This window comes from Pseudonocardia xinjiangensis (assembly GCF_012911925.1).
In the GTDB taxonomy this organism is placed as follows: domain Bacteria; phylum Actinomycetota; class Actinomycetes; order Mycobacteriales; family Pseudonocardiaceae; genus Pseudonocardia; species Pseudonocardia xinjiangensis.
Genome location: NZ_JAAXKY010000009.1, coordinates 26,532 through 41,902, shown reverse-complemented (window position 1 = coordinate 41,902; position 15,371 = coordinate 26,532). Strand labels below are relative to the sequence as shown.

Below are 15,371 nucleotides of genomic sequence, written 5' to 3'. Positions count from 1 at the left end.
TGTGACAGCGCGCGGTGGCTTTCGAGCCATTGCCGGACGGTGGGAGACACGCACCATGAGAGGCAGAGCCCCACTGGGCACCCGCATTCTCAAGGACGCCCATGACTGGGAGGCCATGACCCAGGACGAGGTGATCGCCGCGCGCGACGCGGCCAACCGCAACGGGTCGTCACGAGCCGCCCGGATCATCACCGGCCTGCCGGCCAGACGCGCCCGCATCGGGGAGTCCACGGTCGATCTCCCGGGCCGCCGCCTGGTGCTGCGGGTACACCGCCCGAAGAACGCCGACCGGGCGCTACCCCTGATCGTCTCGTTCCACGGTGGAGGTTTCATCGCGGGCACCGCCGCGCAGAACGACTGGCTCAACAGCCATCTCGCGGCCCGCTGCCCAGCGGTGGTGGTCTCGGTGGAGTACCGGTTGGCCCCGCAACACCCGCTGCCCCAGCCGGTCGAGGACGGCTACGACACCCTCGTCCGGCTTGTCGACGACGCAGTCGACTGGGGTGTCGACCCCGCCGCCGTCGCGGTCATGGGCGAGAGTGTCGGCGGGATGATCGCCGCGCTCATCGCACTGCGCGCCCGGAAGGACGGCCCACCGCTCGGTGCCCAGGTGCTCAACTATCCGAGCACGGACTGGACCGGGACCATGGCCGACTATCCCTCGATCAGCGAGAACGCTGACAACCCCACGCTCCCGCTGTCGCGGCTGCGCGCGGGCCGCAAGCTGAGCGTGCCGCCCACTCTCGACCCACGCAGCGTGTCTCCGCTCATGTACGAGAACCTCGCTGATCTACCGCCAACCCTGGTCGTCACGGCGGCGCTGGATCCGCTGGCCGACCACGGACACCGGTACGTCGAACGGCTCCGCGAGGACGGCGTCGACGCCCGGCTGGTCCGCTACCCGAAGGCCACCCACAGTTTCCTCAGCACCCCCGGCCTCGTACCGGCCGCCCGCCCCGCGCGCCAGGAGATCCTCGCCTTCCTGCGCAGCCACCTGCACCCGGCTCGGCGACGCTGACCGGGACCGTCCGGTCAACTGCTCGGCCGGGGTCCCGCGGGGTGTCACGGCATCGGTGCAGGCCCGAGGTCAGCCGGCCTCGACCCGATGGGTGGTCAGTAGCGTGCACGTCGTGGATGCGAAGCCTGTGGAGTCGACGCTGTCATGACGGCCACCTCGCGCCCGTCGCGCGGCCCGCGACAACGCCTCAGTGAGGATCAACGACGGAAGCAGATCATGGTGGCGGCGATCCAGGAGGTTGTCGACCACGGCTACGAGGGCGCGTCGTTGACCCGGATAGCCGCGCGCGCCGATGTCGCCAAGGGGTTGGTCTGGCGCTACTTCACCGGCAAGGACAACCTCATGGAATCCACGGCGAAGGTGACGATGGAGACCATGCGGCAACAGATCGTCGACACGCTCGACCTGGACCAGCCAGTGCCGGACATCATCCGCGCCGCCCTGCGCCAGGCCGCCTTGCAGATCCTGACCCATCGGGACGAACTGATCGCGCTGAACCGCATCGTGCACAACCTTCACCGGTCCGACGGCGCCGAACGGGTGGTTGCCGACTTCTACGAGGAGACCTACCTCGGGCAGGAGGAGCTGTTCCGCCGCGGCCAGGCCGAGGGCAGCCTCCGTGACTTCGACCCCAGAGTCATGGCGGTCACCTACCAGGGCTCGATCGACATCATGCTCGCGTACCTCGACGACCATCCCGACATCGATCCACGCGACTACGCATCCGAACTCGCAGAGATCCTGCTCAGCGGCATGCAGGCCGGGAGTTGACGCAGCGCCGGACCGGACGTCACCAGTCGGCCGACCCCGTGCCGCTCGACCACTATTGACCGCAGAGTCACTACTCGGCACTATTGACTCCATGGTCAACAGCATCCGCCTGCCGAAGCTCGGCAGGCGACGATGAACCCGTCCTCCCCGGCAGCGGACCCGGCAACAACCGGCAGCAAGGCCGGCCCGCAACGCGAGATCGTCATGAGCCTGCTGATCAACGCGGTGGCGCCGATCGCGGTGTTCTACGGATTGCGCGCAGCTGGGGTGGACCAGTGGTCAGCCCTGATGCTGGGCCTGGTCGCACCGGCCGCCAAAACGGTGCACTCGGTGGTCACCAAACGGCGGATCGACATGCTCGCCGGCCTCGTCATGAGCGTCCTACTTCTCAGCGTTGCGTTGTCATTCCTGACCGGCAGCCCGAGGACCTTGTTGGCGCGCGACGGCTGGATCACCGCCATGGCGGGCATCTGGATCCTCCTGACGCTCCGACGGACCCCGTACTACCTGTACGCCCTGCGAACCTTCACCGGCGGCACGGTGCGCGAACAGATCAACGCCGCGTGGCGTGACACGCCGGCCTTTCGGCGGGTGGTGCACGTGAGCACGATGATCTGGGGTTCGGCATTGCTGCTGGACGCCGTGAGCACGGTGGTACTGGCCTACACGATGCCTATCGACAGCGTCCCGCTCATCGGTGCGCTCAAGCTCGTGGCGCTGATCATCCTCGCCGAGGTGATCAGCCAGCTGTACTTCAGGCGCAAGGGCGCACCGCACCTACGGGGGCCGAACCTGCCGACGACGACTCCGACCAGGACGGCCGGTGAGCGAGCTTGCGAGTGAATCATCAGCGCAGGTACGTCGTCACCGGCTCGGCTTCCGGAATCGGCGCAGCCACCGCGTCGATCCTTCGCGAGCAAGGTGCCAGGGTCATCGGCTGCGACCTGAGCGACGCCGACGTCATCGCCGATCTGTCGACGCCTGCCGGCCGCCGGTCGCTGGTCGATCAGGTGGCGAAGTGGGGATACGTCGATGCGGTACTGGCGGTCGCCGGCGGCGGCCGGACCGGGCTCCTCGAGACGAACTACTTCGGCACGGTCGCAACGCTCGAAGGGCTGCGTCCCCTGCTGACCCGCAGCGAAGCTCCACGAGCCGTCGCGGTGTCGTCGACCTCATCACTGGCACCCGCGGACGAACGGGTCCTCCGGGCCTGCGCGGACGGCGACGAAGCCACCGCGACCGCAGTGGTGGATGCCGAACCCTCGCTACGCGATTCCGCCTACGGCATCGCCAAGCGCGCGCTCAACGGGTGGGTACGAAGGACCGCCCCGACGGCCGAATGGGCCGGCGTCGGCATCCCGCTCAACGCGGTGGCCCCCGGCGTCGTGGACACCCCGGCCGCCGCCTGGATCCTCACCGACGACAAGGTGCGGACCGCCGTCGAGGCGGCCGCACCGCAACCCCTCGGCGGCTTCCCGGGCCGCCCGGAGTGGGTCGGCCACCTCATAAGCTGGCTGGCGAGCCCCGAGAACCGCTTCGTCACCGGGCAGGTGATCTTCGCCGACGGCGGCGCCGAGGTGACATTGCTCGGTGACCATCAGTGGCGAGCGTGACACCCAGCGGATGATTCTGCCGGTCATGGGGCCGAGGATTGCGCGACCGGCTCAGCCGGCCAGCGTGGCGAACGCTCGCGCCACGCAGCGACAGAGGCGGTGCTGAGCGGAAGGCGGACGGCAACACGGCCGTGGCCGCGCGTCAGCCACCACCACCGCCGCCGCCGGACGAAGCCCCGGTGATGGCCTGCTTCTCCCGCTGGAGGATCTCCGCCAGCGGGATGTCGTCGTAGTTGCTCAGGACGACGCCGACCCAGCCGGTGTCCGGGTAGATGTCCCAGCTTGCGGAGCTGCCGGGGTGGACACCGGCGCGCCCGAGCACCCACTGGCCGTTGCTGATCGCGGCTGTCGGCCCGTAGGTGCTGAACCCCGGCGGGGCGTCGCGGTTGAGTCGCTGACCGGGTTTGTCCTCCCAGTTGGGCTTCTTGGCCGCGGTGAACACGTCGGCCCAGGGCCGGTCCAGCACCGTACCGTCCTGGAGCGCGTGCGCGAACCGGACCAGGTCCGGCGCGGTGGCGAAGCCACCGTCCCCGACGAGATCGATGAAGTTGCGGCCCGGGTTCTTGCCCAACAGGAACGGGCTCGGGCTGCCCTTGTCCAGGTTGCGGACGGCGTCCACCCGGCTGCCGTCGGCCTGCCGCATGTACGAGTGCGCGATGTGTTCGTCGGTGAGCCACTGCGGCCTGGTGTAGTACGCCGATCCGGTCATGCCGCAGCGCCCGAAGACGTGTTCGTGCACGTAGTCCCAGTACACGGTGCCGGTCACCGCCTCGACGATCTGCGCGGCGATGTCCAGACCAATGTGATCGAGCCGTCGGCGCGGGCCGGGATTCCGCGACGGCTCAGCCGGCCAGCGTGGCGAGCGCTCGCGCCACCGACTCCGGTCGCATCCGTGTGGACGCGCTCATCTCGACGTGCGCGAACGGCAGCCCGTACCGCGCCGCGGCCCGACCCTGCACATTCGTCGAGCCCTCCAGCTCGGGGCAGCGCTGCACCCACGACCGGCACACCGACAGGCCCGCCTCCTCGATGCGGTCGGTGAGCTCCCGCACGGCCGGGTGCGCATCGCCCGGACCGAGCACCACGTCCTCGTCCAGGTCGTCGCGATCGCCGAAGCCGTGCAGCTGTAGCTGCGGCAGCCGCATCCGGACGCTCAGGTCCACGGCCAGCGCGTGGAACAGCGAGTCCTCCTCGTGCGCCACGTCGGCGCGCCCGTCCGCTGCCCTGCGGTGTGCCCCGGCCTCGATGTACACCGCGTCCGGCACGATCGCGAGCACCGCCAGCCCGACGTTCTCGGTGTTGTAGTCCGAGTTCGGGTGCGGCACCTCGACGAGCAGCCGCGGGGCCCGGCCGAGCGGGAGCGCGATCAGCCCCCAGGACCGCGCCGAGCTCGGGTCGCTACGCACGAGGAGGAACCCGCGCCCTGCCGCGTCCTGCGCGACCTCGACGATGAACCCCGCGTCCCGCAGGACCCGGTGGGCGTCGCGGGTGTCGCCGCCGGCGGCCGGCCCCGTGGGGACCAGCGCCGCGATGGCGCCGAGCACCGCGTCCCGCTCCGCCGGATCGGGTGGACGGTAGGGCCCCCGCGGCGTGAGCTGCCCGGTGAAGTCGTGCACCCGCTGCTCGAGCGAGGCCTGGTCCGCCCTCCGGGCGCCGATCTGGGTCACCGCCACGAGTGCGAGCAGCACCAGCGTCCCGAGCACGGCCACGGCAGAACGCGTCCGGCTCACAGCCGCTTCGCCGCCCGGAACGCCCGCGCGTAGTGCCCGCCGCCGTCGAGCAGGGACGTACCGCCTGCGTCACCGAGCGTCGGGCCGTCGGCCCGCGCCCGGCTGGAGACGAACCGGTGATGCCCGGCGTCGTCGCGGCCCAGATAGATCGCCACATGGTCGATCCGCCGGTCGGTGGCCCGATCGAGGTCGAAGAACAGCAGGTCGCCGGCCTGCAGCGCACCGAGGTTCGACGGCGGTGCGCCCATGTCGGGCAGCACGGCGATGCCCGGGCCGACCTCGTGCATCGCCCAGGCCCGCCGCGGCAGGCCCGGGCCCGGTCCGTTGGCGCCGAGCAGGGGGTAGCCCGAGCGGTATCCGAACACGAGCCGGACGAACCCCGAGCAGTCCACGGCTCCGTAGCGTGCCAGGTCAGGCATCCGTACATCGTCGCCGCCGAACGTCCAGGGGATGCCGAGGTAGTCGTAGAAGTCCGAGTTCTCCAGCGGCGGAGCGTCCGGCGGACCCGACGGACCGGCCCGCGCGTCGCCCCGGACACGCACTCCGCCGCCATCGAAGCCGTCCGGGACACCGTCCAGGTACTCCGCCGCCACGGCCAGCACGTCGGGTGCCGTGCTGTCCAGGTTCTCCGCCAGCCACGGCTGGAACCACGCTTCCCGCTGCGCACCCTCGTGCCACGGCCGGGGTAGCAGCCGCACCCACACCCGGGTGCTCACCGACGCCGTGGTGAACCGCGGCTCCGCGAAGCGGCGCAGCGGCCCGTCGAGGGTGACGGTGCGGGCCCCGTCGGTGAAGGTGGCCCGCACCGTGCCGGCGGCGTCGACCATGGAGGTCCGAGCCAGGGCGTCGCGCCGCAGGTAACGCAGCTCGGAGGACCACGCGGCGGTCCGCGGCGGCGGTGCCGCCGCCGTGGCCGCCGCGCCCGCGTCCTCCCGCAGATCGCCGACGACGATCCCCGAAACACCCACGACCACGGCCAGCACGCCCATGCCGGCCCGTCGAGCGGCGAGTCCGGACCGCCCGGTCACAGCGTCGGCACCGCCCCGAGCACGAGCCCGCTGGCAAGCACCCCGTAGCTGGCGAGGCTCACCGCCGAGGTCGCCAGCACGGTGGCGACCGGTGGCTGCCGCACGAGCTGGTAGGCCACCAGTCCCGGGATCACGAACCCGAGTGTCTCGTGCGCGAAGAGCAGCGGGTAGTCCCGCTGCACCAGCAGGAACAGTCCCGTCGAGAGCAGCACCGACAGCATCATCACGGCCGCGAACAGCCGCTTGCCGTAGAGGATCACCACCGACTGCAGGCCGCGCACCCCGAAGTAGGTGATCACCGTGACGACAGCGATCACGGCGACCTTGCGGGCGTCCTCCACCAAGGTGAGGGCCAACCAGCCGGGCGTGATCATGCCCCCTGGTGAGAGGTTGGTGGTGAGGTAGCAGACGAGCGCGAACAGCAACCCGATCGCCAGCGCGATCGTGGCGTCCTGCGGCGCGAGGGTGCCCGCAACCATCACCCCGCCTCGACCGGGACGGGACGCGCCATGGCGCCCAGCCGCGACAGCAGCACCTCACCCTGGCCGTGGATGTTGCCGACGGCGACCACCGAGCCCGTGCCGCCGGGCTCGATCGCGACGGCGTCGAGGAACGCGGCCACGTCGAGGGCGCCGCCGAGGTCGACGAGGAGGTCGGCCAGCTCACGCGGCACCCGGGCGCGCGCCGTGTGCGTCTGCTCCCCGATCAGCACGATCCGGTCCGGGCGGACCCGGCCGGTCAGCTCGCCCATCTGCCCGTTGCGCTCGACGCGGTCCGGCCGGCAGTTGACCACGATCGTGAGCGGCGCGGCGATCAGGCCGCGCGACCGCAGCAGCTCGATGTTCATCAACGTCGACTCGGGGTCGTTCGCGGCGAACACGTTGGCGAACGCGATCCGGCCGCGGCCGGTGACGTACGTGTCGACGGCGACCGCGCCGGGGTCGGGGGGCGCCGCCACCATGCCGGCCATCGCCTCCTCGCGCCTGACGCCGCACAGCTGCGCGACGGCGAGGCCGATCGCCACGTTCTCCTTGAAGGCGATCCCGGTGAAGCGCTCCATCTCGGCGTCGCCGACCGACGCCGGGTCCACCGACACCAGCCGGCAGCCCCGCCGGTCGGCCTCGGCCTGCAGGATGTGCAGCCGGTCGCGCTCCGCGGTGACACAGACGCCGCCCACCGGCATCGACCGCGCGAGCGAACGTGCGACGTCGTCCAGGGTGGGGCCCATCTCGTCGAGGTGGTCCTCCCGGACGTTGCAGATCACGCAGATCGTCGAGCGGACCAGCTTCCGCTCGTTGATCTCCTGTAGCTCCGGCAGCACCGCCATGCACTCGATCACCAGGGCGTCCGGTTGCCAGAGCGTGGCCCGCCGGACGATGCCGGTCTGCTCGACGATGTTCGCGAGTCCGAACTTGCGGTGGATGGGCTCCTCGGTGCCGTCCGGGAAGATGAAACGGGCCGCCGTGCCCGTCGTCTTCGCGACGGTCCGCACGCCCCCGCCGCGCAGCGCTCCTGCGCACAGCCGCGTGATCGAGCTCTTGCCACGGATACCGTTGACGACGATCCGCTCCGCTATGGACAGCAGGCGCCGGTGGTGGTTGCGGTGCTCGACCAGCCCGGCCGCGAGCAGGAGCAGGCAGCCGGCGACGTAGACGCCGAAGAGGAACGTCACGACCGGGCCGTCGCTCCGAGCAGGGCGCGCGCGCCGACGAATCGGTTGGTCGCCGCCACGACGCTGCCGATCTCGTCGAGGCGCTGCGGGGCCAGCGGCGGCACCGCGTCGCCGCCGGCCAACCGCTCGACGTGGCGGGCCAGCCTGCGCGCCGGCGCGACGACCGTGACCATGACCCAGGCCAGCGACCCCAGGGCGAGGCTCGCGCCGAGCGCGATCACGACGAACGTGACGCGGCGGTTGCCGTCATGGGTGAACGCGGTGACCGCGACGTCCTGGTTCTCCACGAGCACCCAGCCGAGATCGGTCGGCGCGCCCGCCGTACTCACCCGCTGGGCCGCGTTGACCTCCCCGTTGCCCGGCGTCGCGACAGCGGGGACGTCGGCGAGAGCCGTACCGGCGAGCGCTGCGAGCGCCGGGTCGTCCAAGGGAGCGAAGGCGGTGTAGCCGGAGCTGTCGAGCACGGTGGCCCGGTGCACGTCGACCACCCAGGTGTGCACGCCGGCGGTGCGGATCAGGTCGTTGAGCGCCCGCGGGTCGAACTCCGCCACGAGCGAGGTCGCGCCGTCCCACATCGGAGCCGAGGCGAGGACGAGTGGCTCGCTGCCCGCCCGGTTGGCCTGCACCACCCGCAGTTCACGTGGCGGGGCGGTGACCGGCGCGCTCGGCGGGCGGCCTGCGGCCGCGATCCGCCGCCCCGAACCGTCGACCACCCACACCGACCGGAACAGTCCTTCGGCCGCGAGCACCTGCGCCGCGGTGCGGGCGGCGTCGGCCACCTCGGCCCCCGTCGGGGGGTCGGCGGCGCGCTGCAGCACGGCGAGCCCGCCACGGAGCGCGGCCTGCAGCTTCTCGGCCCGCGCTGAGGCGCCCTCGCCGGCCTGGCGCACGACGGTGTCGGGCTGCGACGCGGCACCGCCGACCGTCATGACCGCGGCCGGGACCGCCCAGGCCAGGACGAGCACGGCCACCACGCACGGCGCGACGGCCAGCGAGATCCGGACCCGGTGGGCCCGCGCCCGCGCGGGGAGCCCGGCGAACCGATGCAGCGCCGCGGCGATGCGGTCGAGCTCGGCGGGGCGGACCCGCGGCACCACGGCCGCGCTGTCCTCGACTGCCATCCGAGCTGTTGCGTCCCGGATCCGCTGGACGGGGTTCACGACCGCGCTCCACAGCAGGACGTGCCCGACGGTGGCCACCAGCACGAGCGTCCCGGGGATCCGCCAGTCCGGCCACCGGCCGTCCCCTCCGATCGCCACGGCGACCAGCGTGGCCGCAGCGGCCAGGAGCACGGTCAGCACTGCCAGCGGCCCGCCGCTCACCCCGGCCGGGAACCGGCGACGCGGGAAGTTCGGGAACAGCGGTGCGGACGTCCCCCGATCGGGGTCCGGCAGAGTCTGCGGGGCGCGGGGCGTGCTCAAGCAGCGTGTCCCTTCGAACGGGTCCAGGGATCCTGGTGGCGGTGACACAGCGCCACGCTGCTCCGTCCGTCGTGCTCGAACGTTAACGACAGTGTGACCTGCAACACCGCATACAGTAGACAGTGTTACGGTATGCAGTCTCCTGCGATCGCCCGATCGGGCGACATGCGCCGCCATCCGGTGTGCGCCCACGCCGACCCAGGCGACCGTGCGGGCGAACTCAGCGTGACGACCCGGGTCCTCTCGGGGTCCCGCCGACGTTCCCCGTTCGTCAGAGTCCGATCGAGGCGCGTCCCCTAGGTTTGCCTTCACAGGCCCGGGCGGAGGGAGGTGCGCGATGCCGAAGATCATCGGGGGCTCGCTGCATGCCCACCGCCAGCAGGTGCGGGCCCGGGTCTTCGAGGTGCTGCGCACCCAGCTCTACGAGCGGGGGTTCGACGCGGTCACCCTCGCCGGGGTCGCGGCGGAGGCCGGCCTCGGTCGTACCGCCATGTACAACCACTTCCCCGACAAGGACAGCCTGCTCGTCGCCTTCGTCGAGGCCGAGGCCGCCCACTACGTCGACCGGCTGCGCGAGGCCGTCGACGCGGTTCCCGACCCGGTGGCCAAGCTCGCCACATTCGTGCGACTGCAGCTGCGCGTGCTCGCCGAGTACCACCTCCCGCCGGGCACTGCGCTGGCCTCCGCGCTCGCCCCGGCCGCATACCGGCGGATCAGTGCGCACGCCGACCCGATCACCGAGCAGCTGCGCGAGATTCTCGACGCCGGCCGGCGTGCGGGGCGGCTGCTGGCCGAGGATCCGGACATCCTGCTCCCGATGATCACTGCGGCACTGACCAGTCGGCAGGTTGTCGATGTGCCGCCCGAGCAGCTGGATCGCGCCGTCGAGGCCGCCGTCCGGTTCGTGTTGCGAGCAGTCGGAGCGACCGAGGCCGACGAGACGACCGCTGGATAAGGGTAGCCTTACTCGCGCTGATGACCTATGGTCTTTCTGACAAGGTGTCAGATCGTTGCCCCGAGGAGACGCCCATGCCGGTGACCACGGACCTCGTCTCGGCCCCGTTCTCCGCGACGCTGCGCGCGTCCACCAGGAGCGCCCACGAGCGCGCCAACCACTCCGGCTACATGAACGCGCTGTTGGGCAACGAGCTCACGCTGGCCGGCTACACGCAGCTCGCGATCCAGTACTACTTCATCTACCGGGCGATCGAACAGGTCAGCGACACCATGGCCGCCGACGACACCGGTCACGAGTTCGTCTTCGACGAGCTGCGCAGGCTGCCGAAGCTCGAGGCCGACATGGCATTCCTCGTCGGGCCGGACTGGCGCGAGACGATCCGCCCGCTCCCCGCCACCGAGTCGTACGTGCGACGCATTCACGAGGCGTCGGCGTGGGCAGGCGGTTATGTCGCCCACCACTACACCCGTTACCTCGGCGACATCGCAGGCGGTCAGATCATCCGCCGGTTGCTGGCCACGAACTACGGCATCGTCGACAAGGGCGCGTCGTTCTACCACTTCGACGGGATCGGCAGCGCCCCGGCATTCCGCGACCGCTACCGCGCCAAGCTCGACACCGCCCCATGGAACGAGACCGACCGAACCAGGGTCGTCGACGAGACGCTCACCGCTTTCGAGTGCAACGTCGCGGTGTTCGCCGAGCTCGCCGAGGACATGCACCGGTACCAGGCGGCGTAAGGCCGGCGCCCCGCCGCCGGTGGGGGTGCCGAGTTCGGCTCGGTGTGCGCGGCGCGCCCCGGACGAGATCGACCTGATGGGGTGGGCGATTGCCCGGACCCCCGCGCGGCACGTCGGCCTGATTCGACCGATATCGTCCTATTTGGGCGGGACGAGGGGGTCCCAGATGATCCCGCCTCGGGCAGCACCGGGGAATCGAGCAGGAGAATGGTGGGAGAGCAGGAGAGAGTGTTGGTACCGGCCCTCGTCGGGCTGGAGGTGCGTGAGGCGCACGAACTCGCCTTCAACGCGCGGGTGGTCGCGGTCGCGGCGGATCCGGCCGAGCCGCTCCCGGTCAGCGGAGTCGTCATCGCGCAGCTACCCGGAGCGGGCAGCCGGGTTGCGCCGGCCCATCCGGTGACCATCGCGGTGGAGCCGCGCGGCCGAGGCGGGGGCGGAGGCCCGATCGCGCCCCTCCGGCCGGGACCGACGGATCCGGCCGGGACGACGTGATGCCGTAACGGCTCGCCCGCCAGGAGCACCTCCGACAGCAGGACGAGCTCCTGGCGTGGGTGGCGTCAGTCGGCGTTCGGCAGAACGACGACCTTGCCCTGGAGGGAGCCGGCGGCTGCGGCGGCGTGGATGGCCGGCAGGTCGCTGAGGGGGACTCGGTGAGCGACGTCGACGGCAAGCTCGCCGCGGTCGAGCCGGGCAACGAGCTCGGACAGTTGCTTGGCGTCGCTGTTGACGAACACGTCGATCCCACGCACGCCGCGGTCCTCGTCGCCGGGGGCGGGCATCCACACGGTGGTGCTGACCACGACGCCGCCGTCGCGGACCAGGGCGGCCAAGGCAGCGAACCGGGCAGGGTCGATCGGTGCGAGGTTCAGTAGGACGTCGACGGGCTCGCTGACCGCGGTGGTCACGTCGGTGGTGGTGTGGTCGATGACCTCGGCGGCGCCGTTCGCTGTGACCTGGTCCCTGCCGCGCGGGCCGGCGACGGCGATCACGTGGGCGCCGGCTGTCCTGGCCAGCTGGACCGCGTAGCCACCGACAGCCCCACCGGCGCCGCTGATCAGGACCCGTTGCCCGGCCTCGAGCTCGGCGTGGTCGAAGAGGGCCTGCCACGCGGTGAGACCAACCAGGGGCAGCGCGGCCGCATCGGCCAGCGGGATGCTGGTAGGTGCGGGCGCAAGGCTCTCGATGGGCGCGAGGACGTACTCCGCCGAGGCACCGTCGTCGACGAACGGGAGGAAGCCGATGACCTGGTCACCCACCTCGAGTCCGCTGACGCCCTCGCCGAGTGCGTCGATCGTTCCCGCGACGTCCAGGCCGGGGATGTGCGGCAGGGTGAGGGGCATCGGCCCCTGCATGAGACCCGCGCGGATGTTGCCGTCGACGCCGTTGAACGTCGTCGCGGCGACGCGCACCCGCACCTGCCCGGCGCTCGGCACCGGCTGGTCCACGTCCTCGTAGCGGAGGACGTCGGGACCGCCGTACTCGTGGAATCGGACTGCCTTCATCGGGCGCCTCACTCTCGACGACATGTGCTTCGAAACTGAAGCATCCTGGCACGCTAGCAGTGCTTCGGAGTCGAAGCAAGTGCTTCGAGCTTGAAGCAACTGGTAGCCTCGTGGCATGCCTGACACGCCGCCGTCCCTGGACGCCGTCCAGCTGCGCGCGTACTTCGCCCTCATGGAGGTGGCGGGCCTGCTGCGACATGCGGTCGAGCAGCAGCTGCGCGAGGTCGGCGACCTGAGCTACGTCCAGTTCCAGCTCTTGGCGCGCCTTGGTCTCAACTCGCCGACGGGTAGCGAACGGATGACCGACCTGGCCGACGGCGTCGTCTACAGCCGCAGTGGGTTGACCTACCAGGCGGGCCTGCTCGAGAAGGCGGGCCTGATCACGCGTACGCCTGCCACGGACGACGAGCGTGGCGTCACGGTCACGATCACGCCTGGCGGGCGGGCGCTGCTCACCAAGGTCCTGCCCGGCCACACCGAGGTCATCAGCCGCCAGCTCTTCCAGCCACTGTCACGCACGGACGCCCAGGCTCTCGCCGACCTGCTCTCGCCGGTGCGCGACCACATGCGCTCGGCGCCGCCCCGTTCGGCAGCGCCTCGCCGCCGACGCTAGGCCCCGTCCTACTTCTCGGGTGGTAGAGCCCCGAGGTCAGGCGGTCTGGTCCGACAGGCTGAAGACGTGGCGCAGACCCCAGCTGGAGAAGTCCGTTCCGTCGCCGCTGAAGCCCTTCACGTGCCGGTCGATGACGCCCTGCCACGCCTCGTTCGCCGGCTCCTCGCCCATAGCGGTCATGGAAGCGACGAAGTCGTCGCACTCGACGAGGTGGAAGACGTCGAGGCCGTCACGCCAGATGCGCCAGTCGCGGATGCCGTGCCGCGCGAAGGCTTCCGCGAGATCGTCGGGTACGCGCGCATGGTCCCGGTCGTAGTCGTGCTCGTGCCCCTCCAGAAGCCGCGAGTGCAGCGCCACGATCACGTCGTCCTCCTCGTCGTCAGTCCGCTCCCGCACCGGTCGGTTGCCGCGGGCCGCGCTCGCCGACGGTGCACCCCGCTCATCGCGCCAGCCATCCGCCGTCGACGGGCAGCACGACGCCGTGCACGTAGTCGGCCGCCGGGCTCGCGAGGTAGACGACGGCGCCCGCGATGTCCTGCGGCGACGCCCATCGCCCCGCGGGGATCCGTTCCAGGATGCTGCGCGAGCGGTCGGGGTCGTCTCGCAGGGCCTGCGTGTTGTCGGTCGCCACGTACCCCGGGGCTACCGCGTTGACGTTGACCCCGCGGGGTGCCCACTCGTTGGCCAGCGCCTTGGTCAGGCCCGCGACGGCGTGCTTGGCGGCCGCGTAGCCGGGCACCGTGATGCCGCCCTGGAAGCTCAGGAGCGACGCCGTGAACACGATCTTCCCGCGACCGCGCTCGACCATCGAGCGCCCCAGCGCCTGCGCGAGCACGAACTGGCTCGTCAGGTCGACGGCGAGCACCTCGTCCCAGTCGGCCAGGGAGTGCGAGACCGCGGGCTCGCGCCGGATCGTGCCCGCGTTGTTGACCAGCACGTCGATCGGGCGTTCGCGGCGTGCCAGGTCGGCCGCCAGCTGCTGGACGGCGGCGCGGTCGGACAGGTCGGCGGCAAGCCCTTCGAAGGTACGCCCGTGCGCGCGGACGGCACCGGCGACGTCGTCCCCCGGGGGGCGGGTGGAGCCCAAGCCGACGACGTCGGCGCCGGCGGCCGCCAGCGCGACGGCCGCGGCGGCCCCGATGCCCCGGGTCGCGCCCGTGACGACGGCCAGGCGCCCGGTGAGGTCGAACAGCCCGCTCACGCCGTGCCGCCCCGGGTGTTCCCGGGAGCACCGGCCTGGCAGTCCACGAGCACCTTGACGACACCGCCTCCGGTGGCGAGGGCGGTGAAGGCCTCCCCCACCTCCTCGAGTGGCACGATCCGGCTGACGAGGCGGTCGACCGGCAGCTCGCCGGACGCGACGAGGCGCACGGCCTCCTCCCAGTCCGCGCGGGTGTAGAGCCGCGCGCCGAGCAGCTCGAGCTCGCGCCAGAAGAAGCGGTGCAGGTCGACCGTGCGCGGGGCGGCGTGGATGCCCACCTGGCACAGCCGGCCGCGCACGGCCAGTGCGGCGACCGCGGTGTCCAGGCCGGACTGGGTCCCGCTGACCTCGAAGGCCACCCGGGCTCCCGCCCCCTCGGTGCGCTCGCGCACGACGGCGGAGACGTCCTGCTCACGCGGGTCCACGATGTCGAGCCCCAGGTCCGCGGCGGTGCCACGGCGGGTCGCGTCCGGCTCCGCGACGACGACGTCCGCTCCCCCCGCGCGGGCGACGAGGGCGATGAGCAGGCCGACGGGCCCGCCGCCCACCACGAGCGCGGACTCCCCCGCGCCCAGGCGCGCGCGCCGGACGTCGTGTACGGCGACCGCCGTGGGCTCCAGGAGCGCCGCGGTACGCAGGGACAGGTCCTCGGGCAGCCGCAGGAGCGTGTGTTCGGGCACGACCCAGTGCTCCGCCAGTGCTCCGGGGCTGTCGATGCCGAGGAAGTCCATGTGCTCGCAGACGTGGCCGTTGCCGGCCCGGCAGGCGGGGCAGGTGCCGTCGGGCCGCAGCGGGACGACGGTGACCGGGTCGCCGGGGGACCAGCCGGACACGCCCTCCCCGACGGCCGTGACGCGGCCGGCGGTCTCATGGCCGATGACGGCGGGCAGGCTCACCCGGGCGTCCATGTCCCCGGCGGCGATATGCAGGTCGGTACCGCAGATGCCGGTGTAGGCGGGGGCGATCTCGACCTGGCCGGGCCCGGGCGGCGTCCGCCCGACCACGGTGGCGGTGATCGTCCTCTCCCCCCGGTACTGGGCTGCGCGGTGGGTCGTGGGCACGGGTCCTCCATCGTGGTCGGGGTGCGGCGCAGCGCCGCGGGGC

The 15,371-nt window shown here is 71.8% G+C and carries 17 protein-coding genes and 1 pseudogene; 8 read left to right on the top strand and 10 right to left on the bottom strand.

Annotation, left to right across the window (positions count from 1 at the left end; translation table 11 throughout):
* The first annotated feature begins 55 nt into the window (after positions 1–55).
* The 4 genes from HF577_RS05045 to HF577_RS05030 all read left to right on the top strand — a co-directional run bounded on the left by HF577_RS05045 (position 56) and on the right by HF577_RS05030 (position 3,402).
* The gene (locus tag HF577_RS05045; RefSeq protein ID WP_211173812.1) at positions 56–1,018 is read left to right on the top strand and encodes an alpha/beta hydrolase; all 963 of its coding nucleotides are present in this window, start codon (positions 56–58) and stop codon (positions 1,016–1,018) included.
* A 144-nt stretch (positions 1,019–1,162) separates the two neighbouring features.
* The gene (locus HF577_RS05040; RefSeq protein WP_169394544.1) at positions 1,163–1,789 is read left to right on the top strand and encodes a TetR/AcrR family transcriptional regulator; all 627 of its coding nucleotides are present in this window, start codon (positions 1,163–1,165) and stop codon (positions 1,787–1,789) included.
* A gap of 204 nt (positions 1,790–1,993) precedes the next feature.
* On the top strand, positions 1,994–2,632 hold the full coding sequence (locus HF577_RS05035; RefSeq protein ID WP_169394543.1) for a VC0807 family protein: 639 nt from the start codon (positions 1,994–1,996) through the stop codon (positions 2,630–2,632).
* Entirely contained in the window at positions 2,629–3,402 is a 774-nt protein-coding gene (locus HF577_RS05030; RefSeq protein WP_169394542.1) for an SDR family oxidoreductase, read from the top strand. The genes HF577_RS05035 and HF577_RS05030 overlap by 4 nt, the downstream gene beginning before the upstream one ends.
* Positions 3,403–3,544: 142 nt before the next feature.
* Here the strand turns inward: HF577_RS05030 and HF577_RS05025 are convergent.
* The 6 genes and pseudogenes from HF577_RS05025 to HF577_RS05000 all read right to left on the bottom strand — a co-directional run.
* A pseudogene (locus tag HF577_RS05025) lies at positions 3,545–4,234 on the bottom strand (serine hydrolase domain-containing protein); the annotation flags it as partial.
* Between the two features lie 10 nt (positions 4,235–4,244).
* The gene (locus HF577_RS05020; protein WP_169394541.1) at positions 4,245–5,111 is read right to left on the bottom strand and encodes a hypothetical protein; all 867 of its coding nucleotides are present in this window, start codon (positions 5,109–5,111) and stop codon (positions 4,245–4,247) included.
* Between the two features lie 17 nt (positions 5,112–5,128).
* Positions 5,129–6,160, bottom strand: a complete 1,032-nt coding sequence (locus HF577_RS05015; RefSeq protein ID WP_312858945.1) for an NlpC/P60 family protein — start codon at positions 6,158–6,160, stop codon at positions 5,129–5,131.
* The gene (locus HF577_RS05010; protein ID WP_169394540.1) at positions 6,157–6,639 is read right to left on the bottom strand and encodes a poly-gamma-glutamate biosynthesis protein PgsC/CapC; all 483 of its coding nucleotides are present in this window, start codon (positions 6,637–6,639) and stop codon (positions 6,157–6,159) included. Before HF577_RS05010 ends, HF577_RS05015 begins: the two co-directional genes overlap by 4 nt.
* Entirely contained in the window at positions 6,639–7,832 is a 1,194-nt protein-coding gene (gene pgsB, locus HF577_RS05005) for a poly-gamma-glutamate synthase PgsB (RefSeq protein WP_169394539.1), read from the bottom strand. Before pgsB ends, HF577_RS05010 begins: the two co-directional genes overlap by 1 nt.
* Positions 7,829–9,253 carry a HAMP domain-containing protein gene (locus tag HF577_RS05000; RefSeq protein ID WP_169394538.1) on the bottom strand — a complete coding sequence of 475 codons (1,425 nt, stop codon included), beginning with the start codon at positions 9,251–9,253 and terminating at the stop codon, positions 7,829–7,831. Before HF577_RS05000 ends, pgsB begins: the two co-directional genes overlap by 4 nt.
* 337 nt (positions 9,254–9,590) lie before the next feature.
* Here HF577_RS05000 and HF577_RS04995 point away from each other — a divergent pair, with 337 nt between their 5' ends.
* The 3 genes from HF577_RS04995 (at position 9,591) to HF577_RS04985 (ending at position 11,443) form a co-directional block, all read left to right on the top strand.
* Positions 9,591–10,208 carry a TetR/AcrR family transcriptional regulator gene (locus tag HF577_RS04995; protein WP_169394537.1) on the top strand — a complete coding sequence of 206 codons (618 nt, stop codon included), beginning with the start codon at positions 9,591–9,593 and terminating at the stop codon, positions 10,206–10,208.
* A gap of 74 nt (positions 10,209–10,282) precedes the next feature.
* Complete coding sequence (locus HF577_RS04990) at positions 10,283–10,951, top strand: biliverdin-producing heme oxygenase (protein WP_169394536.1); 669 nt, start codon at positions 10,283–10,285, stop codon at positions 10,949–10,951.
* Between the two features lie 228 nt (positions 10,952–11,179).
* Entirely contained in the window at positions 11,180–11,443 is a 264-nt protein-coding gene (locus tag HF577_RS04985; RefSeq protein ID WP_169394535.1) for a PASTA domain-containing protein, read from the top strand.
* Between the two features lie 65 nt (positions 11,444–11,508).
* Here the strand turns inward: HF577_RS04985 and HF577_RS04980 are convergent, their stop codons facing one another.
* Positions 11,509–12,453 carry an NADP-dependent oxidoreductase gene (locus tag HF577_RS04980; protein ID WP_169394534.1) on the bottom strand — a complete coding sequence of 315 codons (945 nt, stop codon included), beginning with the start codon at positions 12,451–12,453 and terminating at the stop codon, positions 11,509–11,511.
* Between the two features lie 115 nt (positions 12,454–12,568).
* On the opposite strand from HF577_RS04980, the gene HF577_RS04975 reads away from it, so the two are divergent.
* The gene (locus tag HF577_RS04975; protein ID WP_169394533.1) at positions 12,569–13,066 is read left to right on the top strand and encodes a MarR family winged helix-turn-helix transcriptional regulator; all 498 of its coding nucleotides are present in this window, start codon (positions 12,569–12,571) and stop codon (positions 13,064–13,066) included.
* A 36-nt stretch (positions 13,067–13,102) separates the two neighbouring features.
* Here HF577_RS04975 and HF577_RS04970 read toward each other — a convergent pair whose 3' ends face one another.
* The 3 genes from HF577_RS04970 to HF577_RS04960 form a co-directional block, all read right to left on the bottom strand.
* Positions 13,103–13,429: an L-rhamnose mutarotase gene (locus HF577_RS04970; RefSeq protein ID WP_169394532.1), complete on the bottom strand. Its 327-nt coding sequence runs from the start codon at positions 13,427–13,429 to the stop codon at positions 13,103–13,105.
* A gap of 76 nt (positions 13,430–13,505) precedes the next feature.
* Positions 13,506–14,267 (bottom strand): SDR family oxidoreductase, encoded by a 762-nt coding sequence (locus HF577_RS04965; protein ID WP_169394531.1) that lies wholly within the window; start codon positions 14,265–14,267, stop codon positions 13,506–13,508.
* A complete protein-coding gene (locus HF577_RS04960) occupies positions 14,264–15,328 on the bottom strand; it encodes a zinc-dependent alcohol dehydrogenase (protein WP_211173811.1) in 1,065 nt (354 codons plus the stop codon). Before HF577_RS04960 ends, HF577_RS04965 begins: the two co-directional genes overlap by 4 nt.
* Positions 15,329–15,371: the final 43 nt, after the last annotated feature.